Source organism: Sphingobium scionense, assembly GCF_014197035.1.
Classification (GTDB): Bacteria; Pseudomonadota; Alphaproteobacteria; order Sphingomonadales; family Sphingomonadaceae; genus Sphingobium; species Sphingobium scionense.
Window position 1 is genome coordinate 17296 of the sequence record NZ_JACIEU010000015.1, and the last position, 26428, is coordinate 43723.

Consider the following 26428-nt stretch of genomic DNA (forward strand, 5'->3'; position numbering starts at 1 on the left):
CGGCGCCTCGAACAGAGCGCGCCGTCACCCCTTCAGCTGGGCATATTTGCTGATCGTTCCCGGCGCCGATTGCTGGCTCTGAGCATAGGCAGCGGCGCCGGCACGGGTTCCCTCGGCCTTGATGGTGCGATTCACCCCCTGCAACAGCTCCGGCGTGGTGATGCCGTGCCGCGCGTCGAGCGTGAAATACTGGTTCACAGTGGTTCCGCCCGCCGCACCGCGCAGTAGCTTGTTGGGCATGACGAGGCTTTCCATGCCGGCGGTGAGCGGCGTCGCTGCGAGGCGATCATTCGGGACGATCATGCCCGACGACGGCGCACGGAACAGCTCAGGGCCGCGTTCGCCGACCAGATAGGTCTTCCCGCCCATGACCGGGCCGCCGGCCGCGCGTGCGCCGGAAATGCCCAGTGCCGATCCCACCGACTGCAGCGCCTTGCCGACATTGAAGCTGCCACCAGTGCCGTTGATCTGCCCCAGCGTGAACTTCGCCAGCGTCTCCGCGATGATGCGGAAGCCCATGGCCTTGAAGTCGCTCCAGATCGCATCGGTGCCACCGCGGAATAGGTCTTCATAGAGCCCGGCCAGCGCATGCAACTGGTCCTCCTGCTTCCGCTTGAAGTCCTCGGCGATCTTGTCGTTGGCATCCTGGCGCAGGTCCAGATCTCGATCGATCTCCTTGCGGACATTGGAGCCGTCGAAGTCACCGGCATTGAAGCCGACATCGATCCAGCGCTGTTCCTGGCTCTTCCATGCCGCATCCGCAACGGCACGGGCCTGGTCGCGGGCAAGGGCGAGCCGGTAGGTGAGGGCGTCGACGGAGGACAGCACGCCCTTCATCTCCAGCATGTCGATATCCTTGAGCGCCTTGCCCGTCTCGATCGCGATGGATCGCACCGGATCGAACTTGCCCACGATGCGCTCCAGCGTCTGCTGAAGCTCCTGCTGGGCGCGGGCGGCCTCCTTGGCAGCCTTCGCCGCGTCGCGCTTGGCGGATGCATCGGCCTTGGTGGCGCGCTCGCTCTTGCCCGCCGCGGCAACCTCGGCATCGCGGGTGCGGTTCAGCTTCTCCAGTTCGGTGCGATAGGCGCTTGGCGTGATCTTGCCGGCCTCGAGCCGATCGTTGAGCTTGCCCAGCGCACGGTCATAGCGCCCGGTCGCGGCGGCGGCCTTATCGGTGGCTTCCGAAGCCTCGCGCTGCAGCCGGGGGATCGCTGAGCGGCGGACATTGGCATATTGCGCCTGCAGTTCGGTGTTCTGCTCTTTCAGCAGGGCATTGAGGCGCGTCAGCTCGCGCTCCTGCGTGGCGCCGGCCGTGACACCGAAATTGACACCGCCTTCGGGATCGCCCTGCTCGTTGGCCTGGCGATCGGCCGTTTCGAGGCGCACCTTGGCCGCCTGGATGAGCCGGATCGTGGCGACGCGCGCCGCCTCGGCCTTGGCAGCCAGCGCGGCCGCTTCGTTATAATGCTGCTGCTCCGCCTGCTGCGATGTCTGGATGGCACCCTTCGACGCTTCGGTCATATCGTTGATGGCGTCGGTGAGGGACTTGGCGCCCTTGGTGTGTTTCTCGGTTGCGTCATCCTCAGCCAACACGGCGGCGGTCAGCGTGCCGGCGACCGATGCCGCGGCGAGCAGGGCGGCGCCCCATGGTCCCGCGAAGAAGGATGCGACGGCACCGGCCTTGCCGCCCAGATCCGCCATGGCGTCGGCAAGCTGCGGTCCCTGTTGCGCCAGGATCGTGAACATGGACTGGCCGCCCGACAACTGTGCGCCAACGTCGGCGAACTGGCGTCCCATCTGGCGCCCGGCATAGGCAGCCCGCTCGGTGCCCTTTTCCATCGCATCGGTCGCGCGGACGGTGGTCGAAGCCGCCGATCGCATGCGGGACTCGAAATCAAAACTGTCGGCGCGGAGGCGGACGACGACTTCATCGGCAACGGGCATGCTATTTCTCCGTTTCGCGGGTGACGGCGGCTGTCACGAGCCGCGCAACCTTATCCTTGGTGGCGCGCGCAGCGGGGCGCATGAAGGGGCGCTCCGCCATGACGCCCGTGCCAAATTCGAGGGGGACCGCGTGCGCTGCGGTCGCGCTCACTTCCACGATCGTCGGATCGTCCTTCGCCTGGCGAACGATGATGCTGTTGTGAAGCTCGTGGAGGTCATTGTTGGGCGGCTCACCGGGCTTGCTGGGCACGTGGTTCTTGCCCGACACGCTGCCCTCCATGATTGAGCGCTTTGCCTCTTCCTGCAGCAGCCCCCCACCCACATAGAGCGCGCCGCGCACCGCCTCCTTCATCTCAGGCGAGGCCATCCGCTTGAACTTGCGCAGCACGGCATCGGCGCCTTTCACGTTAGGCATGATGGGTATCCCGGTGGGGATGCGCGCGCGGGCGGACACGATCAGCGCGGATATGCGTCGGCGCGGGGGCCGGGGCGGCGGACAGTACCTCCGCCGCCTCCTTCGGATGGAACCTGAGCAGCCACGCGAGCTGCTGGGTTTCGGTCAGGTAGGCTTCCCTCTCAGCGCGGGGCACGCAGCGCGCCTCGGGCGGGTAGCTGGCGGCGATGCGCTGCAGTTCATGCGTCAGGGCCATGGTGCATCCTTCGAAGAATGTCGCGGAGGCGGAGGCGCTCAGCATCCGTAGTCTGCTCGTGAAGAATATAGACGGGACCGTGACGAGCGCCGGGCTTGGGCCAATCTGGATCACCCGCGCGGATCGAGGCCACAAACTCCAAATCGTCGTCGCTGATATCGGAAAGGAATTTCGGATTGAGCGGGTTCGCATCAGGCGGAACAATCTTTTCCAGCGCTGCGAGGCGTCGGGTCAGGTCACGCATGACAGTCCCTCCCGTTATCAGGGAGCGCCACGATCGCTTTGCCAGCGCGGGCGATAATGGCCCAACCGCCACACCGGACATGCTGGAATTGTGCGACTGGCTGTTGCTGGCGCTCGAGCCTGGCGAGGCGCTGGCGCTGGTTCATCGTGGATACCTCCAGCATTCGGGATTGTTGGGGTACATCCGCTCGAGCGGCAGCCGCGCGACAATCTGATCCCACGGCATGTCGGAGAGCGAGGGAAATATTTCGGCCGGTCCAGCAGCTCGCTCGAGCTTCTCGAGGCGACGGCGGTGATTGCTCATGCCACCATTCCCAACCGCCTGGCATCGCCAAGCAAGTCCTCGGCTGACTTTGGGCCGGGCGGACGGGGGCATTTGCAGTGAAGAGAGATCAGCCGATCCTCCTCTACGATTTCTTCATCGCTGAGGGCTTCGTCCGCCTCTCGCTTGACCCACAGGCCCAGCACAAAATGCTCATCGGAGTGGCTCAATGGCCAGGGACAGGCGCACGGCAACATCGCCGCACGGCACGGCGCCCGTTCCAAAGCCGCTAGGCGGCGGTGCAACGCGCTCATGGCAGAATATCCCCTGAACAAGGCATCAAGCGACCTGTCGCAGTTTGGGCGGGAGGATAGAACGGAGCCAGCGGATCGGGGCCTGCGCTGTCCATGATGGCCGCATAGAAGTCATCGAGCGAACCAAAGACCTTGCGGACGGGGGATGCCGTCCTTTCAAGCCGATCAAGGCGCCTCCGCAGATTTGTCATGCCAGCATGTCCATCGGTTCAACGCTCTGCGCAAATACCCGCGACATCCAGGCCGGCATCCGGCGCAGCATAGTTTCGAAATCCTCTGCTGATGGAATGCCCGCCACCGGATGCTCCTCACCCAAAGCAACACGATAGCGGGCGACCCCGGCGGCAAACTCCGCCTCGGTCATGCGTCCATCCTGTCGTGCACCGCGCTCCAGAGCGCGCAGTCGGCGCAAAAGCTCATTACCCATGACTGGCCTCCAGCGCTGCCAATCGCGATTCGATGTCGGCCGTCTCGATCGCTTTGCGGTGTTCGGCCAGCATGGCGGCCAGCGCCTGCCCTTCTGCCGGCGTCAGGGCGCCACCGGCAACCGCCGTCATGATCGATGCCAGCGCGGCGGGATGGTCATGGGCACCCTCGATCTGGGGCATATCGAAAATGACATGGCGATCTTTCCGGGGCGGCGCGATGCGATCCATGCAGATCCGCATGGCCTGCACATCGCCGGCCAGCGCCATATCCACCGCCTTCTTGGTCAGCTTCTCAACCTGACCATCCAGCAGAGCTTCGCAGGCCACGGTCGCCTTATGGCGGGTACCCTTGGCCTTGCCCCGATTTCCCTTGGCGAACTGGCCTTTGCTGTTTCGGCCCCCCTCAGCCATTGCCAGACTCATCGATGCCGACAAGCGTGGCGTACATGACAGCCGCCGCGATGTTCCAAAGCTCCTGCAGCGGGCAATGGGGCGGGGCATTGTCGGCCACCAGTTGCCGGGCATCGGCTGGGCTGCACTCACCGCCGCCGATCAGCGCCAGGCGCACGACATTGGAGATGAGCGCCATCGATGCGCCGGAACGGAAGGGGTTGCCGATCGATCCCTCGCCCTGCTCGACCCGGCCCGACATGATGTGCGAGAACAGTTCGAAGATGGGCATGGGCTTCACGCCGAAATAGCGCTGCATCGTCACCATGTGATCGAAGGAGCGCGACATGCCCGTCTCGATCTCCATGATCTGATCCGGTCCCAGCTCCATGCGGTAGGTGCCGCCGGCGAAGGGCTGGGCAGCGAGGTAGGTCAGCTTAGGCATCGGCAGCCTCCCGTGCGTCGACGGGCGTGACGGTCATCTTTGCTGCCCGGCAGGCCTCAACCTGTTGCGGAAGCAACCAGCAGCGGTGAGCCTGATACCCCAATTGAAAAACGCCATCGGCATGGAACAAGCTCACCGTGCCCTGACGATTGTCAGTGCGCTGCACCACATATTTCGCTTTCGTGGCCTGCTTCGCGCGCTCAGCCTCGCCAAAGACATCGAAGAATTGCATGGGGCGCTTCGCCTCGGGCTGAGGCCAGAGGAAGCCATCGCCGTCAAACCGTGGGATGCGAATATCAGTCAGGCGCGAAACGTGATTGAGGTTCGGCCACTGTCCAGTGCCGATGAAGCCCCTGGCTTGCTGCTCCGCGGGGGTGATGCTAGCTGCGCCGCCAGGCTTGCTCTGGTTGACCTGATAGACACAAGCGTTGTTACTCAGCACTCGTTCCAACAGGCTGGTCAACTCAGCAAAGATTTCCGGAATACGTTCCTTGAGATCAGCCGCCAGAACTACAGTCTCCGTAACGGTATCCTCATACTGCTTACGGAGCGCCTGGGCCGCATCGCTCTGTGTCCTCTCCGCAAAGCGGCCAGCCAGCGTCTCTTTCCGTGAAATCCAGCGCTCGATGGCAAATCGCAGGCCCTGCTCATCCTTGCGGGCTTGGTCGGCATCGGCGTCCGAGATAGCTCCGTCCAGCGACTTGGCGTGAGCCAGACCGGCGGCATCGCTAAGGCGCGCAACTTCCGCATCGATCTCGGCAATGACAGCCTGGATGTCGGTTGCCGTCGCGCGGGGCTTCATCATGGAATGGAAGCGTTCTTCAAGCGGCTTCATGATTATCGTCCTTTCTGCCCGATACGGGGCGGGGGAATGTCAGTTGCGGGAGCCGTTGAGAGCTGCGACCGAGCGCTGATAGGCGGCGTGTTCCTTGGCCTTGGCATCGGCCATTGCTGCATCGGAGATGATGCTGTCGCGCGGTTTGACGGCCATTGCGTCTGCGAGCGCTTGGCGCTCCATCTGGTCGGTCCAGGGCCCGTTGCGGCTGCTGTTCAGATTGTGAACCGACTTGGCGTAAGCGACAGCCAGGCGGCCTTCATCGCTATCACGGAAGGTGGTCAGTTGGGCGTCATTGAACATGCCTGAGGCTCCTTGCATGAGGCTGTCCCCGATCCGGCATTCGCTGCCGGCACGGCCGAGAGGAACGAGGGCGATATGGTTGCCCCGAATGTTGCGCTGGGTGGCCTGATAGGCGGTGCCATCCGGCGCGATGCCGTCGCCCCAGACCAGATCACAGGAGTAGCCCGCGGACAGTTCACGGGCCTCGCCGCGCTCATAGGCGCCAACCGCCTGGGCATCTGCGAGCATCAGGGGGATTTCGACATAGCCGCCGTCACGGGCAATCTTGCCCTCGGTGAAGCCGACGCTGACCTTCGACCAGTTCGCGGCCGATACGCCATCAGAGGGATGATGGAAGGTCACAGCCTTATGGCCGAAGCTCGCCATCGCATCCTGCGAGAAAACCTCGGCTTCGGGACGATAGACGTTCACGCTGGACAGGTGGGGCTTGCCGACTTCGGCGCCGCTATAGGTGTAGACGCCCGATCGGGCGAAGCGGGCGACAGCGGCGATCCTGCCGTCTGCCAATTTGCGGACCCTTTCAAGGGGTGCGCGGTCCATCAACATGACCAATTTCAAATCTCCATCCACCCCATGGGTTCGGGGGCAACCGCGCCGCGCCGGGGGTAGATCGGGCGACACCGGAGGGAGATTGCGCGCTGGAAGGGCGGGCTTATACGGACGGGAGGATTGGAGGTGTGATGATCTACAGTGCCAATTATCTGACGCCGCATAACATCCTGTTGATCGGTGGAGCCATGGCTGGCGTTATCGCCGCTGGTCTTTGGCTTTGGTCAACTTTTGCAGCGATCACTCGCGAGCAGGTTGTCGCCAAACGCAAGCGCGACGCTGCGAAGAAAGGCGTGGAGCCAAATCTTGCGGGCATATCAATCGACGGGTTCGACCCGGTTGAAACGCTGCGTAAGCAATCGAAAATCAACGCGGCGGCGGCCTTACTGACCGGGCTCGCGATCATCAGCCAGACTCTCTCAAGCTTTATCGACTAGGCCGTGGCAGACACCTAGTCCGCCACTTATCCCCGCCGGATCGCGGAATTGAGCGGGACATGGGATATCGGGCGCCCGGCTTCCCACTGCCTACCCATCACAATCCCCGAATCCCGGCGGCGTCCGTGTCAGCAGAATGCCGTCGACCGTGATGCGCTCACCCAGGCGGGGCCACACGACGGCCCGGCCGTCATCCTCGATCTGATAGACCTCCCGATCGCCCGCGGGGGATAGGGCCAGGATCGGGAACCACTCGAGCGGCACGATCACGATCCGATCGTCGGCCAGCTCGAATTGCACCTGGCGGCCGGCAAAGGTGACATCGCAGATCCGGGCATTCACAAACATGGCATGCCTTCCGGGATCGCTTGATGCAGCGCGTGGGCATATCGGCGCTTGGCGGCCTCGCGTCGGGCCTGTTCGGCCCTGAGTGTCTTCAGGCGGCCGAGATACCGCAACCGCGCCTGCTGCAGCTTCTCGCCGCCGCAATGGGTCAGCCAGCGCTTATTGATGTCAGTGCGGGCGCCGAAGGCTCTTTCAACACCTCGCCAGCCCCAACGCACGAATGTCTCGGCGAAGGCTGGCGGGCAGGCTTTCTGAAGGTGTGGACGTGGCCCAGTAGAGGGATATCTGGGCGGAGAGGCGTCGTCGCTGTCCATGGCGCGACAATGGCCGTGAGGAGAGGACGCCAATACGAACGGTGCGGCTGTCGGTCTGCGGTTGGAAGTGCGTTCATTCATCCGGCGAGGTTATGGGAACCAAGGGGGGTGGTTTACCGTCGCCGCAATGTGATGCCCGTCACGCTGAATCGGACAGACTGGAGCTATCCAACCTGCCGAACCGTGCTGAGCGTGCAAATGGACCCCCTCGCGCTCGAGGCTGATTTGGTGAACAAGATTGCGAAGCGACTAGGGCGTTAATCGCTGTTCCCGCCCGCGCGCCCGTATTAGGCCCGCTTTTGCGGGGTGGCGCGTGCATGACACACATCCCTTCAATTCACCCCCTCACCAGCCGCGCTAAGCGATTCCGTCCAGATCCGCATGATGTCGACTGACGCAGGCCCGTGCGTCCGGTCCAGCGCCACCAGCGCGGCGGAGAACAGCATGCTTGCCGCCCGGTCGCCCAGCATCAGGATGGCGAAGTCCGCGATCGAGTGCGCATCGGCCAGGAAAGCCGATTGCCGGGCAAAGGTGATTTCCGCTTCGGTCATGTCGCCGGCTTTCCTCATTTGTCGTGCCAACCGATCGTGTCCCCGTTGTCGTCCAGGCCATCGGTTTGCGACACTGCATTATATCCGCCCGCTACGGTTGCTACACCACCTCCCCTACGGGGGGAGGGGTATAGCATAGCAGCCGTATGCTCCGGTGCTACATCGTGCTCTGCTACACTTTGCGAAGGTGTAGCAGGAGCCGAATTCATCCAGCGCCCAACCTCCACAAACTTCTTCCACTGGCGGTTCTTATCCTGCTTCTCGACCACCTTAAGGGCGCCTTCAGATATCCAGACTTTGAGCAGAGCCTTGATGCGCGCCTTGTCCGCCTTCTCGCTTTCATCAAGCCCAAGGACGCGCGCCACCTCATTGCCGACCCAGTCGTTGGCCGTGTGATGCTCCTTCCAATCGCCAGCTGCGATCGCGCTCTGAACGGCGACGAGATGACCAACGGTCAGGTCATCAAATGGGTTAGGTGCGGTCCATGGCTCTGCCACGCCGACGCTATCGCCCGGATTGCCATCATCATCGCCATTGCCCAAATCGACGGAGGCAAGGCGATACCAATCCGCTTTCTCGGCAGGCGCTCGGTTGTGCTTATCATCTTCCACGGCGAAATAGCGGCGGCGGTCATCATCACCGATACCGAGTTGCTCGGCCCGCTCCTTGTCCATCCGATTAAGAACGAGGGTTGAGCGGCAGGCATTGATCAGGGCTACTGCGCCGCGCGCGGACATCGCGGTAACTTCGCCTGAACCCGCCTTACTGGTGTGATGGACCAGAACGATAGCGCAATTGGCAGCCTTGGCCACACGCGCCCATGCCTTCGCAATCTTGTCGATTTTGCCGTTGGCGTTTTCTTCCACCTCGTGACTGGAGACGAACGGATCCACGACCAGCACATCAATGCGTCGATCGGTCAGTTCTGCCAGCAACGCGTCATAAACGGGGACAAGGAGACGGAAGCCGTCCTCCTCAGTCGCAGTGCAGAGAGATGCGCCTTCCATTCCGCTATCGACAAAGAGCCGATCGGCAACGTCAGCGCCGGTGAGCCCATAATGCTTTGCTGATGCCTGTATGGATCGAGACAGCTCATCCAGGTCGTCTTCCAAATTCCAAAGCCAGACCCGCTTCTGGCCCTCCCAGACCTGCTTGCCCAGCAACGGGCGCCCGGTACACAGCGCCAAGGCCGTTCCAGCCAACATTGTCGATTTGCCGACACCACCTGGCGCAACGACGCCCGTGATCGTGCCGCGAAGAAACCAACGGCCATACACCCATGGGCGAGGCGGAATGGCGCTAGGCTCGCGCCAGACATAGGGCGTAGCACGGATAACTATGCCGCTGGCCTTTTCAGCAGTCGTTCGCTCCTGCACCAGCGCGCGCAGATCCTCCACGCTACCGGTCCAGTCCATGATGTCATCGCCATCGTTCTGAAGGCCCGGAAGGCGAACAATCCGGCCTTGGCAGCCAGCGCCTTCGACATGCTCAAGCGCTTTCGTCGCCTGCCTCGCGCCATCGTCGCCATGGTCAGGAAGGATCACCACCGGACGGCCAGCTATGTACTGCGCAAACTCCGGTTTCCAGCCTTTGAACGATGTTGCGTTGAAGCCCCAGCCCGCAAGCTTGTCTGCGTGCTTCTCGCCCTCCGTCATGATGATGAGGCCAGATGATGCGCGGAGATCGTCAGCGCGGTAGGGGATCGGCCTTTTCCCATCCCCCCAAGTCCAGCCGCCGCGCCCATCAGGATGATCGAAGCGGAACGATTTGTCGCGGCCATCATCGCCAGGCTCGACCCGATGCTTGCGATAGTGAACCTTGCCGGCCTCGCCATAGATATAGGTCGCGACGATCTTCTGGCCGGCGTTCAGCCGCACTGCATGGCCAGGGAGAATGTCGTATCGGGGATTATCGTTGCCGATCGTCCGCGGATTGGCCTCGCCATCTTTCCAGGCACTATCCACCGTCCGGCCGGCTTCCCGCTCGTCCAGGCCGCAAGCCTTGGCAGCTTCGATCAGTTTTCGCTTCTCCGCGACCATTTCAAAGCCCGCAGCTTTTGCGAGCTGGGCCGTGGCGTAAGCTGCCCGATTGAGGGTGTTGTTCCGGCTGCCGTTGCCGGCGCGACGGACGGCATCGAGATTGTCATCTCGGGCTCGCTCATAGGCGTGGTAGAGGGTCATTCGGCCCTCCCGATGCGTGCGTCACGGTCCATGATGATGAGGCAAAGCACAGGGCGATACCCGTAGGAAAACTCCAACAGGGCGATCATGCCGCCACCTCGCCCTGCTTATAGTCGCTGACGATGATCGGCAGGCCCATCCGGTAGTCCGACGAGGAAACCGCGCTCATCACCAGGTCATAGGAAGCGATCGGCGTCACGTAGTCGTCAGGCGCCGGGATGCCGATGGTGATGACGGCACTATGCATGCGCGCCTCCCGTCCGGTCGACAATGGCCCATCCGTGCCGCTGGTGTAGCGACTGCGCGAACGCCATCGCCTGCGCATGCTCGCGGAATTCCCAACCCTGATTGTCAGGTACGATCTGGGGCTTCACCACGACATCAAAGCCGCAGCCGAAAGCCTCATCTGTGATTTCGATGGTCTGCGCGGACGCTGCCGTGCTATAAGCGCTCTTGTCACCTCCACAGTGATTAAGAGCGCCTTCGGCCTTATGGCCGGGGGCGTTTCGGTTCTGGGGCATGGGCGGTCACTGCGCCTCTGCGCCGTCACCAATGAGCTGACGCAGCGATGCCATTTTCACAAGCCGCCGCCCGCCTACCTTCACAGTCTCAATTTCGCCACGGCCGATCATCCGATAGATGGTGGCCTGCGAGAGCGACGTTGCACGGATGGTCTCGGCAATGGAAACCGTCATGGGTGTCATGTGATGTTCCTTCTGTTTCAACATGACGCATGATTTCCCATGATAGGGAATCGCGCTCTACGGACGCCAGAAAGGACAAATTCAGGATTCATATTGGCGCGCGCGACGGCGCGCCCTACAGGGCGCTTAGCCATGGTCGTCTCCACTAAAGACGGTTGTGGTCAGGCCCAGGTCGGTGTTGACGCACCGGTCTGGGCCGTTCGAAAAGCTAAAGCAGTCCTAACTGCTCATCGTGAAACTCCGGTTCCTCCTTTCTTTCCGAGCCCTGCGCACGCGCTCTCAGGGCCACAAATTCAGCGAGCCATGCCGCGCGGGCTATCTCTTGTTCGGCATTCCATGCGGCCAACATTTCGGGATCGCAGTCGCGTTCAAAGCAGGCGCGCTCGACTGCCTTTGTCCATTGACCGTCAGCCTCGAGATAGCGCCCGTAAGACCCGCCAGGGCGCATAAGATGACGCAATTTTTGCTCTCGGGCTGATCGGTCGTCCTCTTGCTGCCGTAATGCCTCGGCGAGGTCTAACAGCGGATATGACGGGTAGCGGTAGGGCAGTTCACACTTGAGATGAGCCATTCCAAGCGAATGCGGATTGTACCGATGGTAGATGGCCACCAACTCACCTGGCAGCCCCCAACCTCGGTACAGTGCCATGTTGGGATCGCGTTCGATCGCATTGCGCATCGCGCGCAGGACCGAGACGCGATGTTTCTTTTGTGGACGCTTCGACCTCCGATAGACGATCCGACACAAATCCTCAGTGGTAAAGGCGTTATCAGGCTCGCGCCGGACAGCGTCAACGATAGCCCGCTCGACGGAACCGGGGCCCCGGCTCACGGCTGAGCCCGTAAGTGTTTCCGCCGTCGAAAGGAAACACTTAGAGTGAAATCAGGGGTCACGCGGCGCGCTCATGCAAATGGTGGACCGTAGCCGCGCCGATCGTCGGCAGTTCATCGCGCCACGCCTTGTCCCCGCCGAGATAGGCCGCCCAAGCGCTCATCAGTAGCCGACGCTGTTCGAGATAGTTGGTGCGCCGATAAGCTGCCTCTACGCGGTTCGGGTTGGTATGGGCCAGCGCCGCTTCCACGATCTCACCGGGAACGGAGGTCTGCTCAGCCGCCCAATCGCGGAACGCGGAGCGCCAGCCGTGAACGGTGGTATCTGCTGAAAGCAGCTTGTGCACCTTTGACACGGCAACGTCAGACATCGTCTTGCCGGAACGGGACGGGAAGACCAATTCGCTCTTGCCCCTGATTTCACGCATCCGCTCGATGACCGCTACAGCAGCAGGAGAGAGGGGGATGGTGTGCTCCACACCAGCCTTGATCCGCTCACCTGGGATGGTCCACTCTGCCTTGTCCATGTCGAATTCCGACCAACGCGCGCCACGCGCCTCTCCCGATCTGCAGACGGTCAGCACTATCAACTCCAGCGCCGCCCGGCTCATCGACTCGCCAGCCCCGCGCATGGCCTCAATGTAGGTGGGAGCCTTAGCATAGCTGATCGCAGCAAAATGGCCCCGGCTGTCGGTGCCCCTCGCGTTCGGATTGCGCTTCGGCTGCTGCGGCAACCCCATGCGGATGGCCTTTACCGGCAACTCGTGGTCCCGATATCCATGAGCAACCGACCATGCGACCACAGAGGCGACGCGCTGGAGGACGCGGCGCGCGGTCTCTGGCTTCACTGTCCAGATCGGCTTTAACGCCCGCACCACGGCTGGGCCATCGACCTGGTCGACCCGAAGGGAGCCCAAGGCTGGGAAGGCATAGGTGTCGAGCGAATCTATCCACTGGTCCCGATGCTTCTCATTGCGGAACGCCTCTTTCCGCTCGCTATGGGCTTTGGTCGCGGCAGACTTGAAGGTCGGGATGGTACGCGCTGCTGCCCGCTTTGCAGCGACAGGATCGACGCCCTCTCGCGCCTGATTGCGCATTTCACCAGCCCGGCGCCGGGCATCCTTGAGAGACACTTCGGGATAAGGCCCGAGGCCGATGTCACGGCGGCGCTTTGATGGGTCCAGCACGCGCGCGATCCATGATCGAGAGCCTGAATTGGTCACCACCAGCAGAAGCCCGTCGCCGACCGAATAGCGGCCGGGCGACTTCATGGCTGCAACCTCTTTGTCAGTGGCGGGCTTGGTCCGTCGTGTGGGTTTTTGCTGTTCCATACCCACATAACTGCCAACAACTTTCATGCGCTGTCAAGACAAACGCTGATAGAACATGAAAAGAACAGTGGCGGAAAAGCGTGGTTTTACAGGATCGATTTGATGGAGCATGAGCGGTGATGATGGGCTAAGTTGGCGGACTCCGTCTCCGCCACCTTTTCGTTATCTTGATCCGGCCGCTCAGGCCGCAATATCAGCCTTCGATGGGCCAAAGGCCATCCTTGCATGCACAAAGCGTCGAAAACGCCCCATTAACCGCACTTTTAAGCGCAATCGGACGCTCGGGGGCGATGGACCTTGGCTTTCGTGCCAGCTATGCAATGCGCGCCAACAACAAAGGAAAGTCTATTCCATGAACAACAGCGACCTCGCCGACAGCCTGGCTTCGGCCAACAACATCACCAAGGCCGATGCTCGCAAGCTGGTCGATGGCGTGTTCGCCGCGATCGCCGATGCTGCCGCGAAGGGCGAAGAAGTTTCGCTCAACGGCTTCGGCAAGTTCAAGGTCAAGGACACGCCCGCCCGCGAAGGCCGCAACCCTTCGACCGGTGCGACCATCCAGATCGCTGCCGCCAAGAAGCTGACCTTCACCCCCGCCAAGGCGGTCAAGGACAAGCTGAACGGCTGAGGAACTGGCCCGGTGCCCGCCTGATGGCGCGGCGCCGGGCTTATTCTGTGGGAATCCTCCGGTCCCGCACGGACGGATCGCCCGAAGCCCCCGATATGCCCCTAACCCGAGGGCGAAAAACTACAGGGTTACGCCGCGCTTCCAGATGCCGATGGCGCGTTCGTCATTCACCTCGTTCCGGGCCGGCGCACCGCTGGCAATCGCGACGATATGCGCCAGCAGCGCATCGGCCGCCACATCCATCCCTTCCTGCAGGACGCGTCCGGCGTCGAAATCGATCCAGCCCGGCTTGCGCTGTGCCAGCGCGCTGTTCGACGCGATCTTGACCGTAGGCACCGGACTGCCAAGCGGCGTGCCGCGACCGGTGGAGAACAAGGTCAGGGTTGCGCCAGCTGCCGCCAGCGCCGTGGTCGATACCGCGTCATTGCCGGGGCCTTCCAATATAGTGAGGCCCGTGCGGCTGATCCGGGCACCATAATCGATGACGTCGGTCACGGTGGCGATCCCGCCCTTCTGCACCGCGCCCAGCGATTTTTCCTCCAGCGTGGTGATGCCGCCGGCAATATTGCCGGGGCTGGGATTTTCCGACACCGGCTCGCCATGGTCGAGGAAATAGCGCTTGAAGCGATTGACCACCTGCGTCAGCCGATCGAACACCGCCTCATTCTCCGCGCGCTGCGTCAACAGCGTCTCGGCGCCGAAAATCTCCGGGATTTCGGTCAGGATCGCACTGCCCTGTGCCTGGGCCACGGCGTCGGCCATGCGACCGATCAGCGGATTGGCGGTGAGGCCGCTCATCGCATCGGAGCCACCGCATTTCACCCCCAGGCGCAACGCCGAAAGCGGCACATCCTGTCGCTGATCCGCGCTGGCGAGATCAATCAGTTCAGCGAGCGCAGTCATGCCGGCCTCGAACTCGTCGCTTTCGCTCTGCGCGCGGACGGTGCGCAGCCGAGCGCGGCGATCGAACGGAATGCGGGACAACAGCGCATCGAGTTGATTGGATTCGCAGCCCAGTCCGAGCAGCAACACGCCGCCAGCATTGGGATTGAGCGCCAACGAAGCGAGAATCGCGGCCGTGCCGTCCAGATCGGCGCCGAGTTGCGAACAGCCGAACGGGTGATTGAAGGCATGGACACCGTCAATGCGCCCCTCCACCAGCCCCGCCCCCTTCATCGCCAGCCGCTCACCCAATCGGCCGACACAGCCCACGGTCGGGAGAATCCAGATCTCATTACGCGTGCCGACACTGCCGTCGGCGCGGACATAGCCGCGGAAATCTGGGACGGCCCGGTCCGTCGGGGATAGCGGCTGCGGCTGCGCGCCGGTGAAGCGATAGGCCAGTTCGCCCGAAAGCGCAGTGTGGAGATTATGGCTGTGGACATGCTCGCCGGCCACGATCGCCCGTGTCGCCAGGCCGATCGGCGCGCGATAGCGGCGGACTGGGGCACCGGCCTCGATTCCATGAAGCGCGAACTTGTGTCCCGCCGGAACCGGATCGCGCAATTGCACCTCGGCCGCCCCAACCCGCACGCTCTGCCCTGCTTCCAGCGGTTGCAGCGCGACGGCGACATCATCTTCGGGCGCGACCTGGAGGGCCAGCAGCGAGGCGGTTTCGGCAAGGATCGACATGGGGTTGGAATAGGCCATTGCCAGCGTTGGCACAAGGCGGTAACCGGCGGACAAGGAGATCGCCATGCATCCGCTTACCCTGTCGCCCGACCGCCTGTTCCCCGCCGATCCCACGACCCGGTCGATCGCCCGTGCCCTCTATGCCGAGGTCGCCAACCTGCCGATTATCAGCCCGCATGGCCATACCGACCCGGCCTGGTTCGCCACCAATGCCCCCTGGTCGAACGCGACCGAGCTGCTGCTGGCACCCGACCATTATCTGTTCCGCATGCTCTACTCGCAGGGCATCGCCCTTGACGATCTGGGCGTGCCACATCGTGGCGGCCTGCCCGCTACCGATCCGCGCGCCGCATGGCGCCTGTTCGCCAGCCATTATCATCTGTTCCGGGGCACCCCGTCGAGCATGTGGCTGGACCATGTCTTTGCCGAGGTGTTCGGGCTGGACGTGGCGCTGGACGCGCAGAGTGCCGACCAGGTCTATGATGCGATCAACGCGGCGCTCGCCACCGACGCCTTTCGTCCCCGCGCGCTGTTCGAGCGATTCAATATCGAACTGCTGGCAACGACCGAAGGCGCAGACGATGATCTGCGCCATCATCAGGCGATCCGCGCATCGGGCTGGCAGGGGCGGGTGGTCACCACCTATCGTCCGGATTCGGTGATCGACCCCGAACATGAGGAATTTCGCGGCGCGCTGATCCGCTTCGGCAACATGACCGGCGAGGATGTCGAAAGCTGGAAGGGTTATCTTGCCGCCCATGCCAAGCGCCGCGCCGATTTCCGTGCCATGGGCGCAACCGCGACCGACCATGGCTTTGCGACGCCACGCACCGCCAACCTGTCGACCGTGGAATGCGAGGCGCTGTTCGCGAAGATCGTCGGCGGCACGGCCGACGCCGACGATGCCGAACTGTTCCGCGCCCAGATGCTGACCGAAATGGCGAAGATGAGCCAGGCGGACGGCATGGTGATGCAGATCCATCCCGGTTCCTGCCGCAACCATAATGCCGCACTGTTCCACAGCCATGGTCGCGACAAGGGCGCCGACATCCCGATGCGCACCGATTATGTCGGTGCCCTGAAGCCGATGCTGGACGTGGTCGGCAATGACGCCAACCTGACCATCATCCTCTTCACCCTGGACGAGACCACCTATGCCCGCGAACTGGCACCGCTGGCGGGCCATTATCCCTGCCTGCGGCTGGGGCCGGCCTGGTGGTTCCATGACAGCCCGGAAGGGATGCGGCGGTTCCGCGAGATGACGACGGAGACTGCCGGCTTCTACAATACGGTCGGATTCAACGACGACACCCGCGCCTTCCTGTCGATCCCGGCCCGGCATGATGTCGCCCGCCGCATCGACTGCGCCTTCCTGGCGCGACTGGTCGCAGAACATCGGCTGGCCGACTGGGAGGCCGCCGAGCTGGCGCAGGAACTGACCGTCGGGCTGGTGCGTCGCGCCTATCGGCTCTGATCGGTCAGGCGGGAGCGGGGCCGCTCGATTCCGCCTCCACCAGACGCAGCGGCGGGGGCAGTTCGGCGGTAAAGGCCTGGCCCTCGATCCGATCGATCAGTTGCTGGGTCGCGATCCGCGCCATGTCGCCGAAGGGGCGCCAGATGGTGGTGAGCGCCGGCGACACGACATGGGACAACAGGCTGCCGTCGAAGCCCACGACGGACAATGACTGCGGAACGGCAACGCCCTTGATTCCGGCGCATTTGAGAACGCCGGCCGCCATGACGTCATTGGCGGCGAAGATCGCCGTGGGCACAGTCGGCAGCGACAGGAAGCGCTCCGCGGCGGCAAGGCCGGACTGGAAGCCATAATCGCCTTCGGCTTCGTCCAGCAAAGTGACACCAGCGGTAGCGAGCGCCTCGACAAAGCCCGCCCGGCGCTCCTGCGCGGAAATGGCGCTGGCTGGGCCGCCGACCATCGCGATGCGGCGATGGCCAAGCCCCAGCAGATAGCGCGCCACCTGTGCGGCCGCCTCGCGCTCGGGCGACAGGATCACATCAGCATAGCCGGTGATCGGCAGGGCCGACAGGGCAACGGCGGGAATATGCTCGCGCGCCAAGGCTTCGGGCAGGCCGGCGATACCAGATACCGGCGGCAGCACCACCAGACCGTCGGTGCGCGACCGGCGGACGAATTGCAGCACATCCTCGACAGAGGCAGCGGCATCCATCGGCGTCGGGTGGACGACCAGTTCATAGCCACGCCGACCCGCTTCGCCGACAATGCCGCGCTGCACGGCGTCGAGCACCAGCGCATTGCGATCATTATGGACCATGCCGATCAGGAAGGAGCGGCCCATGGCGAAGGCCCGCGCGCGCATGCTGGGACGGAAGTTGAGCGCCGCAATCGCCTGCTGGACACGTTCGCGGGTTTCCGCATTCACCTTTGGCGACTGGTTGAGAACCCGTGATACCGTTCGGATCGAGACGCCCACCGCAGCGGCGACGTCGGCAATGGTGGAATCGCTTCCCTGTGGGCTGTCCTTTGTCGATCGCATGCCTGGGGCTAGCCACAGGGGGAGGGAAATCGCAACCTGTTTGGGCTAAGGCCCATCCAATGGATTCCCTGCTCCCTCTCGACACCGCCGCATGATCAACGCGCGTTTCGGTACATTTCGCGGTCTTGTGCGCCTGGCCCTGTCCTATCCGCAACTCGCGCTGGGGCGATCGGCGACGCTGCGCCCCGATCCGGCCGAAGTGCGCCGGCTGGTCTTCGTCTGCCAGGGCAATATCTGTCGCAGCGCTTTTGCCGATGTGGTGGCCCGCAAGGCGGGAGCGCGCACGGCGTCCTTCGGCCTGTCTACCACCACCGGACGACCGGCGCATGATCCGGCGATCACGGCGGCTCACGCGCTAAGCCATGATCTGTCCGCGCATCAGGCGCTCGACATGGCCGATTATCAGCCGCAGCCGGGCGACCTGCTGCTGGCGATGGAAGTGCGGCAATTGCACCGGCTGGCGGCCGATCCGCGCCTGTCACATCTGCCGCGCCAGTTGCTCGGCCTATGGGTGCAGCCAATGATGCCGCATCTGCACGATCCCTATGGCCTGGACGATCGCTACATGGCGCATTGCCTGCAGCGGATCGAGCAGGCGGTGATGGCGCTGGTCAGGACTTATCCCGGCGCAAGGCCTTCCTGACGATCTGCCCCAGATCGCGCAGCAGCGGCCGGGGATCGCTGAAGCTGAAGACATAATAGCGCATGCGTGGGTCTAGGAAGCCCAGCAGATAGGTGGAGAGATCGCGCCATGGGCGGGCGCGGAAGAAGGGATCGGCAATCTTTCCACCCATCAGCAATCGCAGCAGGCGCTTCGTCTCCGGCACCATGTAGCGGGCCCGCAGCGTATCGCGGGGCAGGGGCGCCGCATCCGTTTCACCCAATACCGCCCGGCGATAGGCTTCCCAGGCGAAATGGGCATGGCAATGGCCGGCCAACGGCAGACTGCCCCAAAAGCGGCCATTCACCTCCATCAGCCAGTAATGATCGCTGCCTGCATCATAGCGATATTCGACCATGGCCGGCCCCTGCCAGCCAAGCGCCCGCAGCAATTGTTCGGACAACGCCATTTGTGGCCCATGGCGGTCGCGCGGTTCGGCACGGCACAGGGTCGATACACCGCCTTCGGGCGGCCATTCGTGAAGGCGGCGATGTTGGAAATGCAAGGTCGCATCGCCATCGGCCATGAACAGCATCTGCCCCAAGCCCACGCCGCTGCAATATTGCTGGATCATCGGCCAGATGCCGACCGGACGATAGCGGGCGAGCAACGCCTGCAACGCATCTGGCGTCCGCACATATTCGGCCTTGACCCAGTCCAGCCCGGCCCGTTCGAGCAACGGCATAACGGCCGGCGGGTTGGCCCATTTGGCGACCAGCGGATAGGGCATGGATGCGGCGTGCGCCTGGAAATCGTCGCCCGCCATCGGCTGCCAGGTTCGCGGTATCAACAGACCCTGGGCCGACGCGACCGCCAGGGTGCGGCGTTTGTCGATCACCTGGTTGAGCGCTTCGGCCCGCGGGACCAATATATGGCAATCGCCGATCATCGGCGGCAGCAGCGCCAGATCGAGCAGATCGGTCTCCGAAATGGCGAAGACAGCGCGGGCGCCGGTCCGGGCGATCAGGTCGGGCAGCCAATCGGCCGCCGGGCCAGAAGGCCGATCGGTGCAGTCCGTGCAATAGCGTGATGCCGCCGCGATGCCGCTTGCCGGCCCGACGCCGTGGACCGGCACGCCATGGCGCCCGAGTTCCCGGACGATGGTCAGGCTGATCGCATTTTCCAGGCCGATGACGATCGCGCAGGGCAGGCGGTTCACGCAGGCACCAGTCGATGTTCGTAGCGCCAGGTCGCCCAGGCCTGTTGCGCGACACGCAGGCCGGTGCGCAGTCGGTTGGGCGGCACACGGGTCAGGGCGCGCGCCGGGGCATCGGCGAGCGATGGCGACAGATCATGGAAGCCGGCAGGGCGCATATCCGGCGTCGCTGCGGCTGTCCGACATAATTGCTCGAAGCGTCGCATCACCGTGCGGTTCGGTCGCATCCGATCGCGCGAGAGCATTTCGAAACTATGGGTGACGATGACGAAAGCATCATGACCTTCCTGCGCAGCGTGGCGCATGCCGGCGCGCATCTCGGCGGCAGACATGGCGCAAATCTGCGCCGGGCGGAAATTGCCGGGTCGATCAGCGATCCCCGATACCGGCAATTCGACCAGGCCCTGGGCGCGAACCGCGCCGATCTGGCCGGCATCCATGCTGATGCCGCATCCATGACCGAGATAGGCCGGATTGACGCTGCTGTCCCAACCCAAGCCGATCGTCGCCAACGCCCGCAGCGTATCGTCGTTGGCGCCGAAATTGCCGGCCCGGAACGCACTGATTCGGGGGGCGCCTGCCTGCTCCAGCAGGTCACGACCAAGGCCAAGGAGGGTGATCTGGTCGGCCAGGCTGAAATCGCCGATATTGCGGCCCTGTCGCCCCTCGACTGGTGAATGCTTGGCCCAGGCAAGCCATTCGCTGTGCAGATGGAGCTGCACTTCATGGCCACGCCCGACGATGGCCGCGACGATGGGCTGGAGAAATGCGGGGCCGTGGATCAACGCGGGCAGGGGATCGAGAAAGAAGACGCCCTTCAGGCCATGACGGTCCATCAGGTCCATCTGCCAGCCTATGCCGAAAGCGCCGGCCGCCGTCTCGCCCCAGATCGACTGGCGCAGATTCTGCTCAAGACCGACGCCGCGCTGGTGCAGCGCGGCGGACAATTCGGTGTCGATGGTGATGAGCAGCGCAGTCATGATCAGTCCGATCCGGAATGGGACGATGATAGACGGCAGACGTTAAAGAGCCGTGATGTTTCTGACCCATATATGGATCATTACGGCGTTTTAACGAGCATTGCTTGTTCTTTTCTTGCCCTCTTGCCCAATCAGACGGCGTCGCGCCGCCCATTCCTCATTCGAGCAGCGAAAATTCGCCATAATTGCCCTGGAAGAACAGCAGCGGCCGGTCGGGCCGTTCCACTTCCAGCGCGACCACTTCGCCCAGGACGATATAATGATCGCCGGCTTCATGCACCGCATGCAGGCTGCAATCGATCCAGGCGACGACATTGTCGATGATGGGCGATCCATTGCCGGATACGCGATGCGAGACGCCGGCGAACTTGTCGGGACCGGGCGCGGCCAACTGGCGGCAGAGCGGCTGCTGATCGCTGGCGAGGACATTGACGCAGAATCGGCCGATCTGCTGGATGCGCGGCCAACTGCCGGAGCTTTTTGCAGGAAAGAAAGCGACCAGCGGCGGATCGAGCGACACCGAGGTGAAGGAGCCGACCACCATGCCAACCGGGGTGCCATCCTCGGCGGACGCGGTGACGACGCACACGCCGGTCGGATAATGGCCCAGGACGCGGCGAAAGGTGGCACTGTCGATCATGGTTGCGCTGTTCATGCCATGGTCTTCCAGCAGTCGATGGCGCAAGGCAAGCGAAACCGGTCAGAAACCAACCCGTCGCGGGATTGGGCGGGGCTGGCACCCCGCCACGATCATCAGAGCGCGATGCCGCCCGCCGCCAGCACGGCCAGCGTCAGCAACTCCGATGCGTTGGACGACATGGTCGCGATCTGCACCGACTTTTCCATGCCGACGAGCACCGGCCCGATCATCGACGTGCCGCCCAGCTCGCGCAGCAGCTTGGCCGAGATATTGGCCGACTGGAGCCCCGGCATGACCAGTACATTGGCCGGGCCGGACAGGCGGCTGAACGGGTAGTTCTTCATGACGGTCGGATTGAGCGCCGCGTCCGGCGTCATTTCGCCTTCATATTCGAAGTCGACGTCGCGCTGGTCGAGCAGCTTCACCGCATCGCGCACATTGTCGAGGAAGGCGCCGGGCGGATTGCCGAAATTGGAATAGGAGAGGAAGGCGACGCGCGGGTCATGGCCCATGCGGCGTGCGACCGCGACCGTCCCCTCGGCAATATCGGCCAGTTCGGACGCCGAAGGCCGTTCATGCACGGTGGTATCGGCCAGGAAGACGGTTTTGTCCTTGGTCACCATGACATGGATGCCGAAAGGCGTGCGGCCCGCAGCCGGGTCCATCACCCGCTTCACCTCACGCAGGGTCTGACCATAGGGACGGGTGACGCCAGTGATCATCGCATCGGCCACGCCCATCTTCACCAGCAGCGATCCGAAGATGTTGCGGTCACGATTGACCATCCGCTCGCAATCGCGACGCAGATAACCGCGCCGCTGCAACCGGGCGTAGAGAAGGTCGACCATCTCAGGCACCAGCGGCGAATTGACGCTGTTGTGCAGTTCGAAGCTGTCGGGATCCCGGACGCCCAGTTCCTTGAGCTTGTCGCGCACATGGTCGCGGCCGACCAGCACGGGAATGCCATAGCCCAGTTCGCGGAACTGGATCGCGGCACGCAGCACCACTTCCTCTTCCGCCTCGGCAAACACGACCCGCTTGGGGTTGGCCTTGGCGAGTTCATAGGCGCTGGTGAGCACAGATGTGGTCGGGTTGAGCCGCGCCTTGAGGGAATCGCGATAGGCGGCCATGTCGGTGATCGGCTTCTGCGCGACGCCGGTGTCCATCGCCGCCTGGGCGACGGCGGCCGGCACCACTTCCATCAGGCGCGGATCGAACGGCGCGGGAATGATATAGTCCGGGCCGAAGCTGTGCGAACGGCCATAGGCCTTGGCCACTTCCTCGGGCACCTGTTCGCGCGCGAGATCTGCAATCGCCTTGGCGGCGGCCAGCTTCATCGCCTCGTTGATGCCGGTCGCCCGGACGTCGAGCGCACCGCGGAAGATGAAGGGGAAGCCCAGGACATTGTTGACCTGGTTGGGGAAGTCCGAACGGCCGGTGGCGACGATCGCGTCGGGACGCACGGCATGGGCGTCAGGCGGCAGGATTTCCGGGTCGGGATTGGCCATGGCGAAGATGATCGGATTGGCCGCCATCGACTTCACCATCTCCTGCGACATGGCGCCGGCGACCGAAAGGCCCAGGAACACGTCGGCGCCCTTGACCGCTTCTGTCAGGGTCCGCGCGTCGGTCTTCACCGCATGGGCCGACTTCCACTGGTTCATGCCCTCGGTGCGGCCCTGATAGATCACGCCCTTGCTGTCACACATGATGACGTTTTCGTTGGGGACGCCCAGCGCCTTGATCAGTTCGGTGCAGCTTATGGAGGCCGCGCCCGCGCCGTTCACCACCACTTTCATGCTCTTCATGTCACGGCCGGTCAGCAGCGCGGCGTTGATGACGCCCGCCGCCGCGATGATCGCAGTGCCATGCTGGTCGTCATGGAAGACCGGAATGTTCATCCGCTCCTTGAGCGTCGTTTCAATGACGAAGCATTCGGGCGCCTTGATATCCTCAAGGTTGATGCCGCCGAAGGTTGGTTCCATCAACTCCACCGCGTCGATGAAGCGCTCCACATCCTCGGTCTTCAATTCGATGTCGATAGAGTCCACGTCAGCGAAGCGCTTGAAGAGGACAGCTTTGCCCTCCATCACTGGCTTGGACGCCAGCGCGCCGAGATTGCCCAGGCCCAGGATCGCCGTGCCGTTGGAGATGACCGCGACGAGATTGCCCTTGGCGGTGTAGTCATAGGCGGTCGCCGGATCGGCGGCGATGGCGCGCACCGGCACGGCGACGCCGGGCGAATAGGCAAGCGAGAGATCGCGCTGCGTCGCCATTGGCTTTGACGCGATGATCTCGATCTTGCCGGGGCGCCCCGTCGAGTGGAAGAACAGCGCCTCGCGCTCGGAAAATTCCACATTCGACTTTTCGGTCATCGCGACACCCACATAATGGAACAATAGGGCTGCCCTAGCGGCAAGATTATCTTGTGGGCAAGTGCGAGAAGCGCAATTTTCCTGCCCTTGGGCGAAGCTCTGGTTTCAGTCGAGCGATCAGGCTATCCGCTTGCCCCATGGCCAATTCGACCTCTACCACCACCCAGCCTACCCCAATGATGGCGCAATATCTCGCACTGAAGGCAGAGGCGCAGGATTGCCTGCTTTTCTACCGCATGGGCGATTTTTTCGAACTCTTCTTCGACGACGCCAAGATGGCGGCGGCGACACTCGACATCGCGCTCACCAGCCGCGGCGAACATGGCGGCGAACCGATCCCGATGTGCGGCGTCCCCGCACATAGCGCCGAATCCTACCTCGCCCGGCTGATCAAGGGCGGCCATCGCGTCGCGATCGCGGAACAGACCGAGAGTCCAGCCGAGGCCAAGGCGCGCGGCGGCAAGACGCTCGTGGCGCGCGCGATCGTGCGTTATGTCACCGCCGGTACGCTGACCGAGGAGACTTTGCTCGACAGCCGGCGCGACAATATGCTGGTGGCACTGGCCCAGACGGGCGGAGAAGGCGAACTGGGCCTGGCCGCCGCCGACATTTCGACCGGCCGGTTCGAGACGATGACGGTGCGCGCAGGCGACCTGCCCGCCGAACTCGCGCGGTTGCGGCCGAGCGAAGTGGTGATTGCCGAAGGTTCGACGCTGGAGGTCGCCAACAGCCATCCGTTCGACAAGGCGGCTTTTTCTAGCACCCGCGCCGAGGAAGCACTGAAGCGCCTGTTCGCGGTCGCGACACTGGATGGCTTCGGTCAGTTCAGTCGCGCGGAACTGGCAGCGATGGGCGGGCTGATTTCCTATCTCGACCATGCCGGCAAGGGTACACTGCCCTTCCTGGCGCCGCCGCTGCGCAAGACCAGTGGCGCCCATGTCGCGATCGACGCAGCGACGCGCGAGAGCCTGGAGATCGTCTCGACCACCGGCGGCACCCGCGCGGGCAGCCTGCTGGGCGCGGTCGACCGGACCGTCACAGGCGCAGGCGCCCGCCTGCTGGCGCAGGATCTGTCGGCGCCGCTGATGGACGCACCGCTGATCGACGCGCGGCTGGGTCTGGTCCAGCTGTTCCATGATGACGCGACGCTGCGCAGTCAGCTCCGCACAGCGCTGCGTGCGCTGCCCGATATCGGCCGTGCGCTGGGTCGGGTCGCCGTGGGACGGGGCAGCCCCCGCGATCTGGGCCAGCTACGTGATGGCCTGGGCGAGGCACGGTTGCTGCGCGAGCGGTTGGGACGTCTGGCCGACCAGCCTTTGCTGCTGACGCAATTACTGCCGGCGCTCGACGGCCATGGCGCACTGGTCGATGCGCTGGCGCGCGCACTGGTGCCCAGCCCGCCGACCGAAACCAATAATGGCGGCTATATCGCTGATGGTTTCGATCCGGCGCTGGACGAACTGCGCCGCCTGGCCGGTGATGGCCGACGCGCGATCGCCGCGCTGGAGGCCCAATATCGCGAGCAAACCGGGATCAGCGCGCTCAAGATCCGTCATAATGGCGTTCTGGGTTATCATGTCGAGGTGCCGGCCCGCGCTGCCGACCAGCTGATGCAGCCCGACAGCGGCTTCACCCATCGCCAGACGCTGGCCGGGGTGGTGCGCTTCAACTCGATCGACCTGCACGAACAGGCCGGACGAGTGGCGCAGGCCGGCGCCCATGCACTGGTGGCGGAGGCCGCGCATCTCGAAACGCTGATCGACGCGGTGCTGGACCGCAAGGCCGACATCGCCCGTGCCGCCGATGCGCTGGCGCGGCTGGACGTCGCCGCCGCGCTGGCCGAGCGGGCGGCCGAGGGCGGCTGGCAGCGGCCCCATTTCGTGGTCGAGGACGGGGTCGGCCCCTGCCTCGACATTGTCGGCGGTCGCCATCCGGTGGTCGAGGATGCCTTGCGCGCGCAGGGCCAGCCCTTCGTCGCCAATGATTGCCGCCTGGTCGCGACCGACCGGTTGTGGCTGGTCACCGGCCCGAACATGGGCGGTAAGTCGACCTTCCTGCGGCAGAATGCGCTGATCGTCATCCTGGCCCAGGCCGGCGCCTTCGTGCCGGCGGAATCGGCGACCCTGACCCTGGTCGACCGCCTGTTCAGCCGCGTCGGCGCATCCGACAATCTGGCGCGCGGCCGGTCGACCTTCATGGTCGAGATGGTGGAGACCGCCGCCATCCTGGCGCAGGCGACCGAACATAGCTTCGTCATCCTGGACGAGGTCGGTCGCGGCACATCCACCTATGACGGGCTGGCGCTCGCCTGGGCGGTGGTCGAGGCGGTGCATGAGGTCAATCGCTGCCGCTGCCTGTTCGCCACCCATTATCATGAGCTGACCCGCCTGTCTGAAACGCTCGATGCGCTGTCGCTGCACCATGTGCGGGCACGGGAATGGAAAGGCGATCTGGTGCTGCTGCACGAACTGGCCGAGGGACCGGCCGATCGCAGCTATGGCCTGGCGGTAGCACGGCTTGCCGGCTTGCCAACCCTGGTGCTCAAGCGCGCCAAGGATGTGCTTGGCCGACTGGAGGCGGGCAAGGCGAAGACCGGCGGCATAGCCGCGGGCCTGGATGACCTGCCCCTGTTCGCCAGCGTGGCGACCCAAGCCGAGGAGGTGATCGATCCATTGCGCGAAGCCTTGGAAGGCATCGATGCCGATGCCCTGTCCCCGCGTGAGGCACTCGATCACATATATCGTTTGAAACAACTGGCCGCCGCCAGTCACCACGAGTAGACGAGAA

Annotated in this window: 30 protein-coding genes; 6 read left to right on the plus strand and 24 right to left on the minus strand. The window is 63.8% G+C overall.

Going from position 1 to position 26428, the window contains the following annotated elements:
• Positions 1-24 precede the first annotated feature (24 nt).
• From GGQ90_RS17680 to GGQ90_RS17695, 4 genes are read right to left on the minus strand one after another with little or no spacing between them, the layout of a single operon-like run.
• Positions 25-1944 carry a phage tail length tape measure family protein gene (locus GGQ90_RS17680; RefSeq protein ID WP_188083299.1) on the minus strand — a complete coding sequence of 640 codons (1920 nt, stop codon included), beginning with the start codon at positions 1942-1944 and terminating at the stop codon, positions 25-27.
• Position 1945: 1 nt separating this feature from the next.
• Entirely contained in the window at positions 1946-2359 is a 414-nt protein-coding gene (locus GGQ90_RS17685) for an HK97-gp10 family putative phage morphogenesis protein (RefSeq protein ID WP_188083300.1), read from the minus strand.
• Positions 2352-2594, minus strand: a complete 243-nt coding sequence (locus tag GGQ90_RS17690; protein WP_188083301.1) for a hypothetical protein — start codon at positions 2592-2594, stop codon at positions 2352-2354. Before GGQ90_RS17690 ends, GGQ90_RS17685 begins: the two co-directional genes overlap by 8 nt.
• Positions 2578-2838: a hypothetical protein gene (locus GGQ90_RS17695; protein WP_188083302.1), complete on the minus strand. Its 261-nt coding sequence runs from the start codon at positions 2836-2838 to the stop codon at positions 2578-2580. Before GGQ90_RS17695 ends, GGQ90_RS17690 begins: the two co-directional genes overlap by 17 nt.
• On the opposite strand from GGQ90_RS17695, the gene GGQ90_RS17700 reads away from it, so the two are divergent.
• On the plus strand, positions 2837-3052 hold the full coding sequence (locus tag GGQ90_RS17700) for a hypothetical protein (protein WP_188083303.1): 216 nt from the start codon (positions 2837-2839) through the stop codon (positions 3050-3052). The genes GGQ90_RS17695 and GGQ90_RS17700 overlap by 2 nt on opposite strands.
• Positions 3053-3600: 548 nt before the next feature.
• Here GGQ90_RS17700 and GGQ90_RS17705 read toward each other — a convergent pair.
• The 5 genes from GGQ90_RS17705 to GGQ90_RS17725 are packed head-to-tail and all read right to left on the minus strand — an operon-like array spanning position 3601 to position 6321.
• Positions 3601-3777: a hypothetical protein gene (locus GGQ90_RS17705; RefSeq protein WP_188083304.1), complete on the minus strand. Its 177-nt coding sequence runs from the start codon at positions 3775-3777 to the stop codon at positions 3601-3603.
• 55 nt (positions 3778-3832) lie between these two features.
• Positions 3833-4252 carry a hypothetical protein gene (locus tag GGQ90_RS17710; RefSeq protein ID WP_188083305.1) on the minus strand — a complete coding sequence of 140 codons (420 nt, stop codon included), beginning with the start codon at positions 4250-4252 and terminating at the stop codon, positions 3833-3835.
• Entirely contained in the window at positions 4245-4676 is a 432-nt protein-coding gene (locus tag GGQ90_RS17715; protein ID WP_188083306.1) for a hypothetical protein, read from the minus strand. Before GGQ90_RS17715 ends, GGQ90_RS17710 begins: the two co-directional genes overlap by 8 nt.
• On the minus strand, positions 4669-5511 hold the full coding sequence (locus GGQ90_RS17720; protein ID WP_188083307.1) for a hypothetical protein: 843 nt from the start codon (positions 5509-5511) through the stop codon (positions 4669-4671). The genes GGQ90_RS17715 and GGQ90_RS17720 overlap by 8 nt, the downstream gene beginning before the upstream one ends.
• Positions 5512-5550: 39 nt before the next feature.
• The gene (locus GGQ90_RS17725; protein WP_246428300.1) at positions 5551-6321 is read right to left on the minus strand and encodes a DUF2213 domain-containing protein; all 771 of its coding nucleotides are present in this window, start codon (positions 6319-6321) and stop codon (positions 5551-5553) included.
• Positions 6322-6494: 173 nt separating this feature from the next.
• Here GGQ90_RS17725 and GGQ90_RS17730 point away from each other — a divergent pair, with 173 nt between their 5' ends.
• Complete coding sequence (locus GGQ90_RS17730) at positions 6495-6800, plus strand: hypothetical protein (RefSeq protein ID WP_188083309.1); 306 nt, start codon at positions 6495-6497, stop codon at positions 6798-6800.
• A 90-nt stretch (positions 6801-6890) separates the two neighbouring features.
• Here GGQ90_RS17730 and GGQ90_RS17735 read toward each other — a convergent pair whose 3' ends face one another.
• From GGQ90_RS17735 to GGQ90_RS17770, 9 genes are all read right to left on the minus strand, one after another.
• Positions 6891-7148, minus strand: coding sequence for a DUF2442 domain-containing protein (locus tag GGQ90_RS17735; RefSeq protein WP_188083310.1), 258 nt, complete (start codon positions 7146-7148; stop codon positions 6891-6893).
• Entirely contained in the window at positions 7139-7459 is a 321-nt protein-coding gene (locus GGQ90_RS17740) for a hypothetical protein (RefSeq protein WP_188083311.1), read from the minus strand. Before GGQ90_RS17740 ends, GGQ90_RS17735 begins: the two co-directional genes overlap by 10 nt.
• 332 nt (positions 7460-7791) lie before the next feature.
• On the minus strand, positions 7792-8010 hold the full coding sequence (locus GGQ90_RS17745; protein ID WP_188083312.1) for a hypothetical protein: 219 nt from the start codon (positions 8008-8010) through the stop codon (positions 7792-7794).
• Between the two features lie 14 nt (positions 8011-8024).
• The gene (locus GGQ90_RS17750; RefSeq protein WP_188083313.1) at positions 8025-10190 is read right to left on the minus strand and encodes an AAA family ATPase; all 2166 of its coding nucleotides are present in this window, start codon (positions 10188-10190) and stop codon (positions 8025-8027) included.
• Positions 10191-10275: 85 nt separating this feature from the next.
• On the minus strand, positions 10276-10437 hold the full coding sequence (locus tag GGQ90_RS17755) for a hypothetical protein (protein WP_223178328.1): 162 nt from the start codon (positions 10435-10437) through the stop codon (positions 10276-10278).
• Entirely contained in the window at positions 10430-10711 is a 282-nt protein-coding gene (locus tag GGQ90_RS29060) for a hypothetical protein (RefSeq protein WP_223178318.1), read from the minus strand. Before GGQ90_RS29060 ends, GGQ90_RS17755 begins: the two co-directional genes overlap by 8 nt.
• Positions 10712-10717: 6 nt before the next feature.
• Complete coding sequence (locus GGQ90_RS17760) at positions 10718-10918, minus strand: helix-turn-helix domain-containing protein (RefSeq protein ID WP_246428301.1); 201 nt, start codon at positions 10916-10918, stop codon at positions 10718-10720.
• A gap of 184 nt (positions 10919-11102) precedes the next feature.
• A complete protein-coding gene (locus GGQ90_RS17765; RefSeq protein ID WP_188083314.1) occupies positions 11103-11726 on the minus strand; it encodes a hypothetical protein in 624 nt (207 codons plus the stop codon).
• A 58-nt stretch (positions 11727-11784) separates the two neighbouring features.
• A complete protein-coding gene (locus GGQ90_RS17770) occupies positions 11785-13083 on the minus strand; it encodes a tyrosine-type recombinase/integrase (protein ID WP_246428302.1) in 1299 nt (432 codons plus the stop codon).
• Positions 13084-13408: 325 nt separating this feature from the next.
• Here GGQ90_RS17770 and GGQ90_RS17775 point away from each other — a divergent pair, with 325 nt between their 5' ends.
• On the plus strand, positions 13409-13684 hold the full coding sequence (locus tag GGQ90_RS17775) for an HU family DNA-binding protein (protein WP_017499409.1): 276 nt from the start codon (positions 13409-13411) through the stop codon (positions 13682-13684).
• A 120-nt stretch (positions 13685-13804) separates the two neighbouring features.
• On the opposite strand, the gene GGQ90_RS17780 is transcribed toward GGQ90_RS17775, so the two are convergent.
• Positions 13805-15334, minus strand: a complete 1530-nt coding sequence (locus tag GGQ90_RS17780; protein ID WP_188083409.1) for a UxaA family hydrolase — start codon at positions 15332-15334, stop codon at positions 13805-13807.
• Between the two features lie 46 nt (positions 15335-15380).
• Here GGQ90_RS17780 and uxaC point away from each other — a divergent pair, with 46 nt between their 5' ends.
• Complete coding sequence (uxaC, locus tag GGQ90_RS17785) at positions 15381-16790, plus strand: glucuronate isomerase (RefSeq protein WP_188083315.1); 1410 nt, start codon at positions 15381-15383, stop codon at positions 16788-16790.
• Between the two features lie 4 nt (positions 16791-16794).
• Here uxaC and GGQ90_RS17790 read toward each other — a convergent pair whose 3' ends face one another.
• Entirely contained in the window at positions 16795-17829 is a 1035-nt protein-coding gene (locus tag GGQ90_RS17790) for a LacI family DNA-binding transcriptional regulator (RefSeq protein WP_188083316.1), read from the minus strand.
• Positions 17830-17920: 91 nt separating this feature from the next.
• On the opposite strand from GGQ90_RS17790, the gene GGQ90_RS17795 reads away from it, so the two are divergent.
• Positions 17921-18472 carry an arsenate reductase/protein-tyrosine-phosphatase family protein gene (locus tag GGQ90_RS17795; protein ID WP_188083317.1) on the plus strand — a complete coding sequence of 184 codons (552 nt, stop codon included), beginning with the start codon at positions 17921-17923 and terminating at the stop codon, positions 18470-18472.
• Here GGQ90_RS17795 and GGQ90_RS17800 read toward each other — a convergent pair.
• The 4 genes from GGQ90_RS17800 to GGQ90_RS17815 all read right to left on the minus strand — a co-directional run bounded on the left by GGQ90_RS17800 (position 18441) and on the right by GGQ90_RS17815 (position 23641).
• Positions 18441-19649 (minus strand): carboxylate--amine ligase, encoded by a 1209-nt coding sequence (locus GGQ90_RS17800; RefSeq protein ID WP_188083318.1) that lies wholly within the window; start codon positions 19647-19649, stop codon positions 18441-18443. The genes GGQ90_RS17795 and GGQ90_RS17800 overlap by 32 nt on opposite strands.
• Positions 19646-20626: a polysaccharide deacetylase family protein gene (locus GGQ90_RS17805; protein ID WP_188083319.1), complete on the minus strand. Its 981-nt coding sequence runs from the start codon at positions 20624-20626 to the stop codon at positions 19646-19648. The genes GGQ90_RS17800 and GGQ90_RS17805 overlap by 4 nt, the downstream gene beginning before the upstream one ends.
• 157 nt (positions 20627-20783) lie before the next feature.
• On the minus strand, positions 20784-21281 hold the full coding sequence (locus GGQ90_RS17810; protein WP_188083320.1) for a flavin reductase family protein: 498 nt from the start codon (positions 21279-21281) through the stop codon (positions 20784-20786).
• Between the two features lie 98 nt (positions 21282-21379).
• Entirely contained in the window at positions 21380-23641 is a 2262-nt protein-coding gene (locus GGQ90_RS17815; RefSeq protein WP_188083321.1) for an NADP-dependent malic enzyme, read from the minus strand.
• A 137-nt stretch (positions 23642-23778) separates the two neighbouring features.
• Here GGQ90_RS17815 and mutS point away from each other — a divergent pair, with 137 nt between their 5' ends.
• Entirely contained in the window at positions 23779-26421 is a 2643-nt protein-coding gene (mutS, locus tag GGQ90_RS17820) for a DNA mismatch repair protein MutS (RefSeq protein WP_188083322.1), read from the plus strand.
• Positions 26422-26428: the final 7 nt, after the last annotated feature.

Coding starts and splice junctions, on each gene's coding strand:
- GGQ90_RS17680 (WP_188083299.1), bottom strand. CDS start 1,944: ATGCCCGTTGCCGATGAAGTCGTCGTCCGCCTCCGCGCCGACAGTTTT.
- GGQ90_RS17685 (WP_188083300.1), bottom strand. CDS start 2,359: ATGCCTAACGTGAAAGGCGCCGATGCCGTGCTGCGCAAGTTCAAGCGG.
- GGQ90_RS17690 (WP_188083301.1), bottom strand. CDS start 2,594: ATGGCCCTGACGCATGAACTGCAGCGCATCGCCGCCAGCTACCCGCCC.
- GGQ90_RS17700 (WP_188083303.1), top strand. CDS start 2,837: ATGACAGTCCCTCCCGTTATCAGGGAGCGCCACGATCGCTTTGCCAGC.
- GGQ90_RS17695 (WP_188083302.1), bottom strand. CDS start 2,838: ATGCGTGACCTGACCCGACGCCTCGCAGCGCTGGAAAAGATTGTTCCG.
- GGQ90_RS17705 (WP_188083304.1), bottom strand. CDS start 3,777: ATGACCGAGGCGGAGTTTGCCGCCGGGGTCGCCCGCTATCGTGTTGCT.
- GGQ90_RS17710 (WP_188083305.1), bottom strand. CDS start 4,252: ATGGCTGAGGGGGGCCGAAACAGCAAAGGCCAGTTCGCCAAGGGAAAT.
- GGQ90_RS17715 (WP_188083306.1), bottom strand. CDS start 4,676: ATGCCTAAGCTGACCTACCTCGCTGCCCAGCCCTTCGCCGGCGGCACC.
- GGQ90_RS17720 (WP_188083307.1), bottom strand. CDS start 5,511: ATGAAGCCGCTTGAAGAACGCTTCCATTCCATGATGAAGCCCCGCGCG.
- GGQ90_RS17730 (WP_188083309.1), top strand. CDS start 6,495: ATGATCTACAGTGCCAATTATCTGACGCCGCATAACATCCTGTTGATC.
- GGQ90_RS17735 (WP_188083310.1), bottom strand. CDS start 7,148: ATGTTTGTGAATGCCCGGATCTGCGATGTCACCTTTGCCGGCCGCCAG.
- GGQ90_RS17740 (WP_188083311.1), bottom strand. CDS start 7,459: ATGGACAGCGACGACGCCTCTCCGCCCAGATATCCCTCTACTGGGCCA.
- GGQ90_RS17745 (WP_188083312.1), bottom strand. CDS start 8,010: ATGACCGAAGCGGAAATCACCTTTGCCCGGCAATCGGCTTTCCTGGCC.
- GGQ90_RS17750 (WP_188083313.1), bottom strand. CDS start 10,190: ATGACCCTCTACCACGCCTATGAGCGAGCCCGAGATGACAATCTCGAT.
- GGQ90_RS17755 (WP_223178328.1), bottom strand. CDS start 10,437: ATGCATAGTGCCGTCATCACCATCGGCATCCCGGCGCCTGACGACTAC.
- GGQ90_RS29060 (WP_223178318.1), bottom strand. CDS start 10,711: ATGCCCCAGAACCGAAACGCCCCCGGCCATAAGGCCGAAGGCGCTCTT.
- GGQ90_RS17760 (WP_246428301.1), bottom strand. CDS start 10,918: ATGTTGAAACAGAAGGAACATCACATGACACCCATGACGGTTTCCATT.
- GGQ90_RS17770 (WP_246428302.1), bottom strand. CDS start 13,083: ATGAAAGTTGTTGGCAGTTATGTGGGTATGGAACAGCAAAAACCCACA.
- GGQ90_RS17775 (WP_017499409.1), top strand. CDS start 13,409: ATGAACAACAGCGACCTCGCCGACAGCCTGGCTTCGGCCAACAACATC.
- GGQ90_RS17780 (WP_188083409.1), bottom strand. CDS start 15,334: ATGGCCTATTCCAACCCCATGTCGATCCTTGCCGAAACCGCCTCGCTG.
- uxaC (WP_188083315.1), top strand. CDS start 15,381: ATGCATCCGCTTACCCTGTCGCCCGACCGCCTGTTCCCCGCCGATCCC.
- GGQ90_RS17790 (WP_188083316.1), bottom strand. CDS start 17,829: ATGCGATCGACAAAGGACAGCCCACAGGGAAGCGATTCCACCATTGCC.
- GGQ90_RS17795 (WP_188083317.1), top strand. CDS start 17,921: ATGATCAACGCGCGTTTCGGTACATTTCGCGGTCTTGTGCGCCTGGCC.
- GGQ90_RS17805 (WP_188083319.1), bottom strand. CDS start 20,626: ATGACTGCGCTGCTCATCACCATCGACACCGAATTGTCCGCCGCGCTG.
- GGQ90_RS17810 (WP_188083320.1), bottom strand. CDS start 21,281: ATGAACAGCGCAACCATGATCGACAGTGCCACCTTTCGCCGCGTCCTG.
- GGQ90_RS17815 (WP_188083321.1), bottom strand. CDS start 23,641: ATGACCGAAAAGTCGAATGTGGAATTTTCCGAGCGCGAGGCGCTGTTC.
- mutS (WP_188083322.1), top strand. CDS start 23,779: ATGGCCAATTCGACCTCTACCACCACCCAGCCTACCCCAATGATGGCG.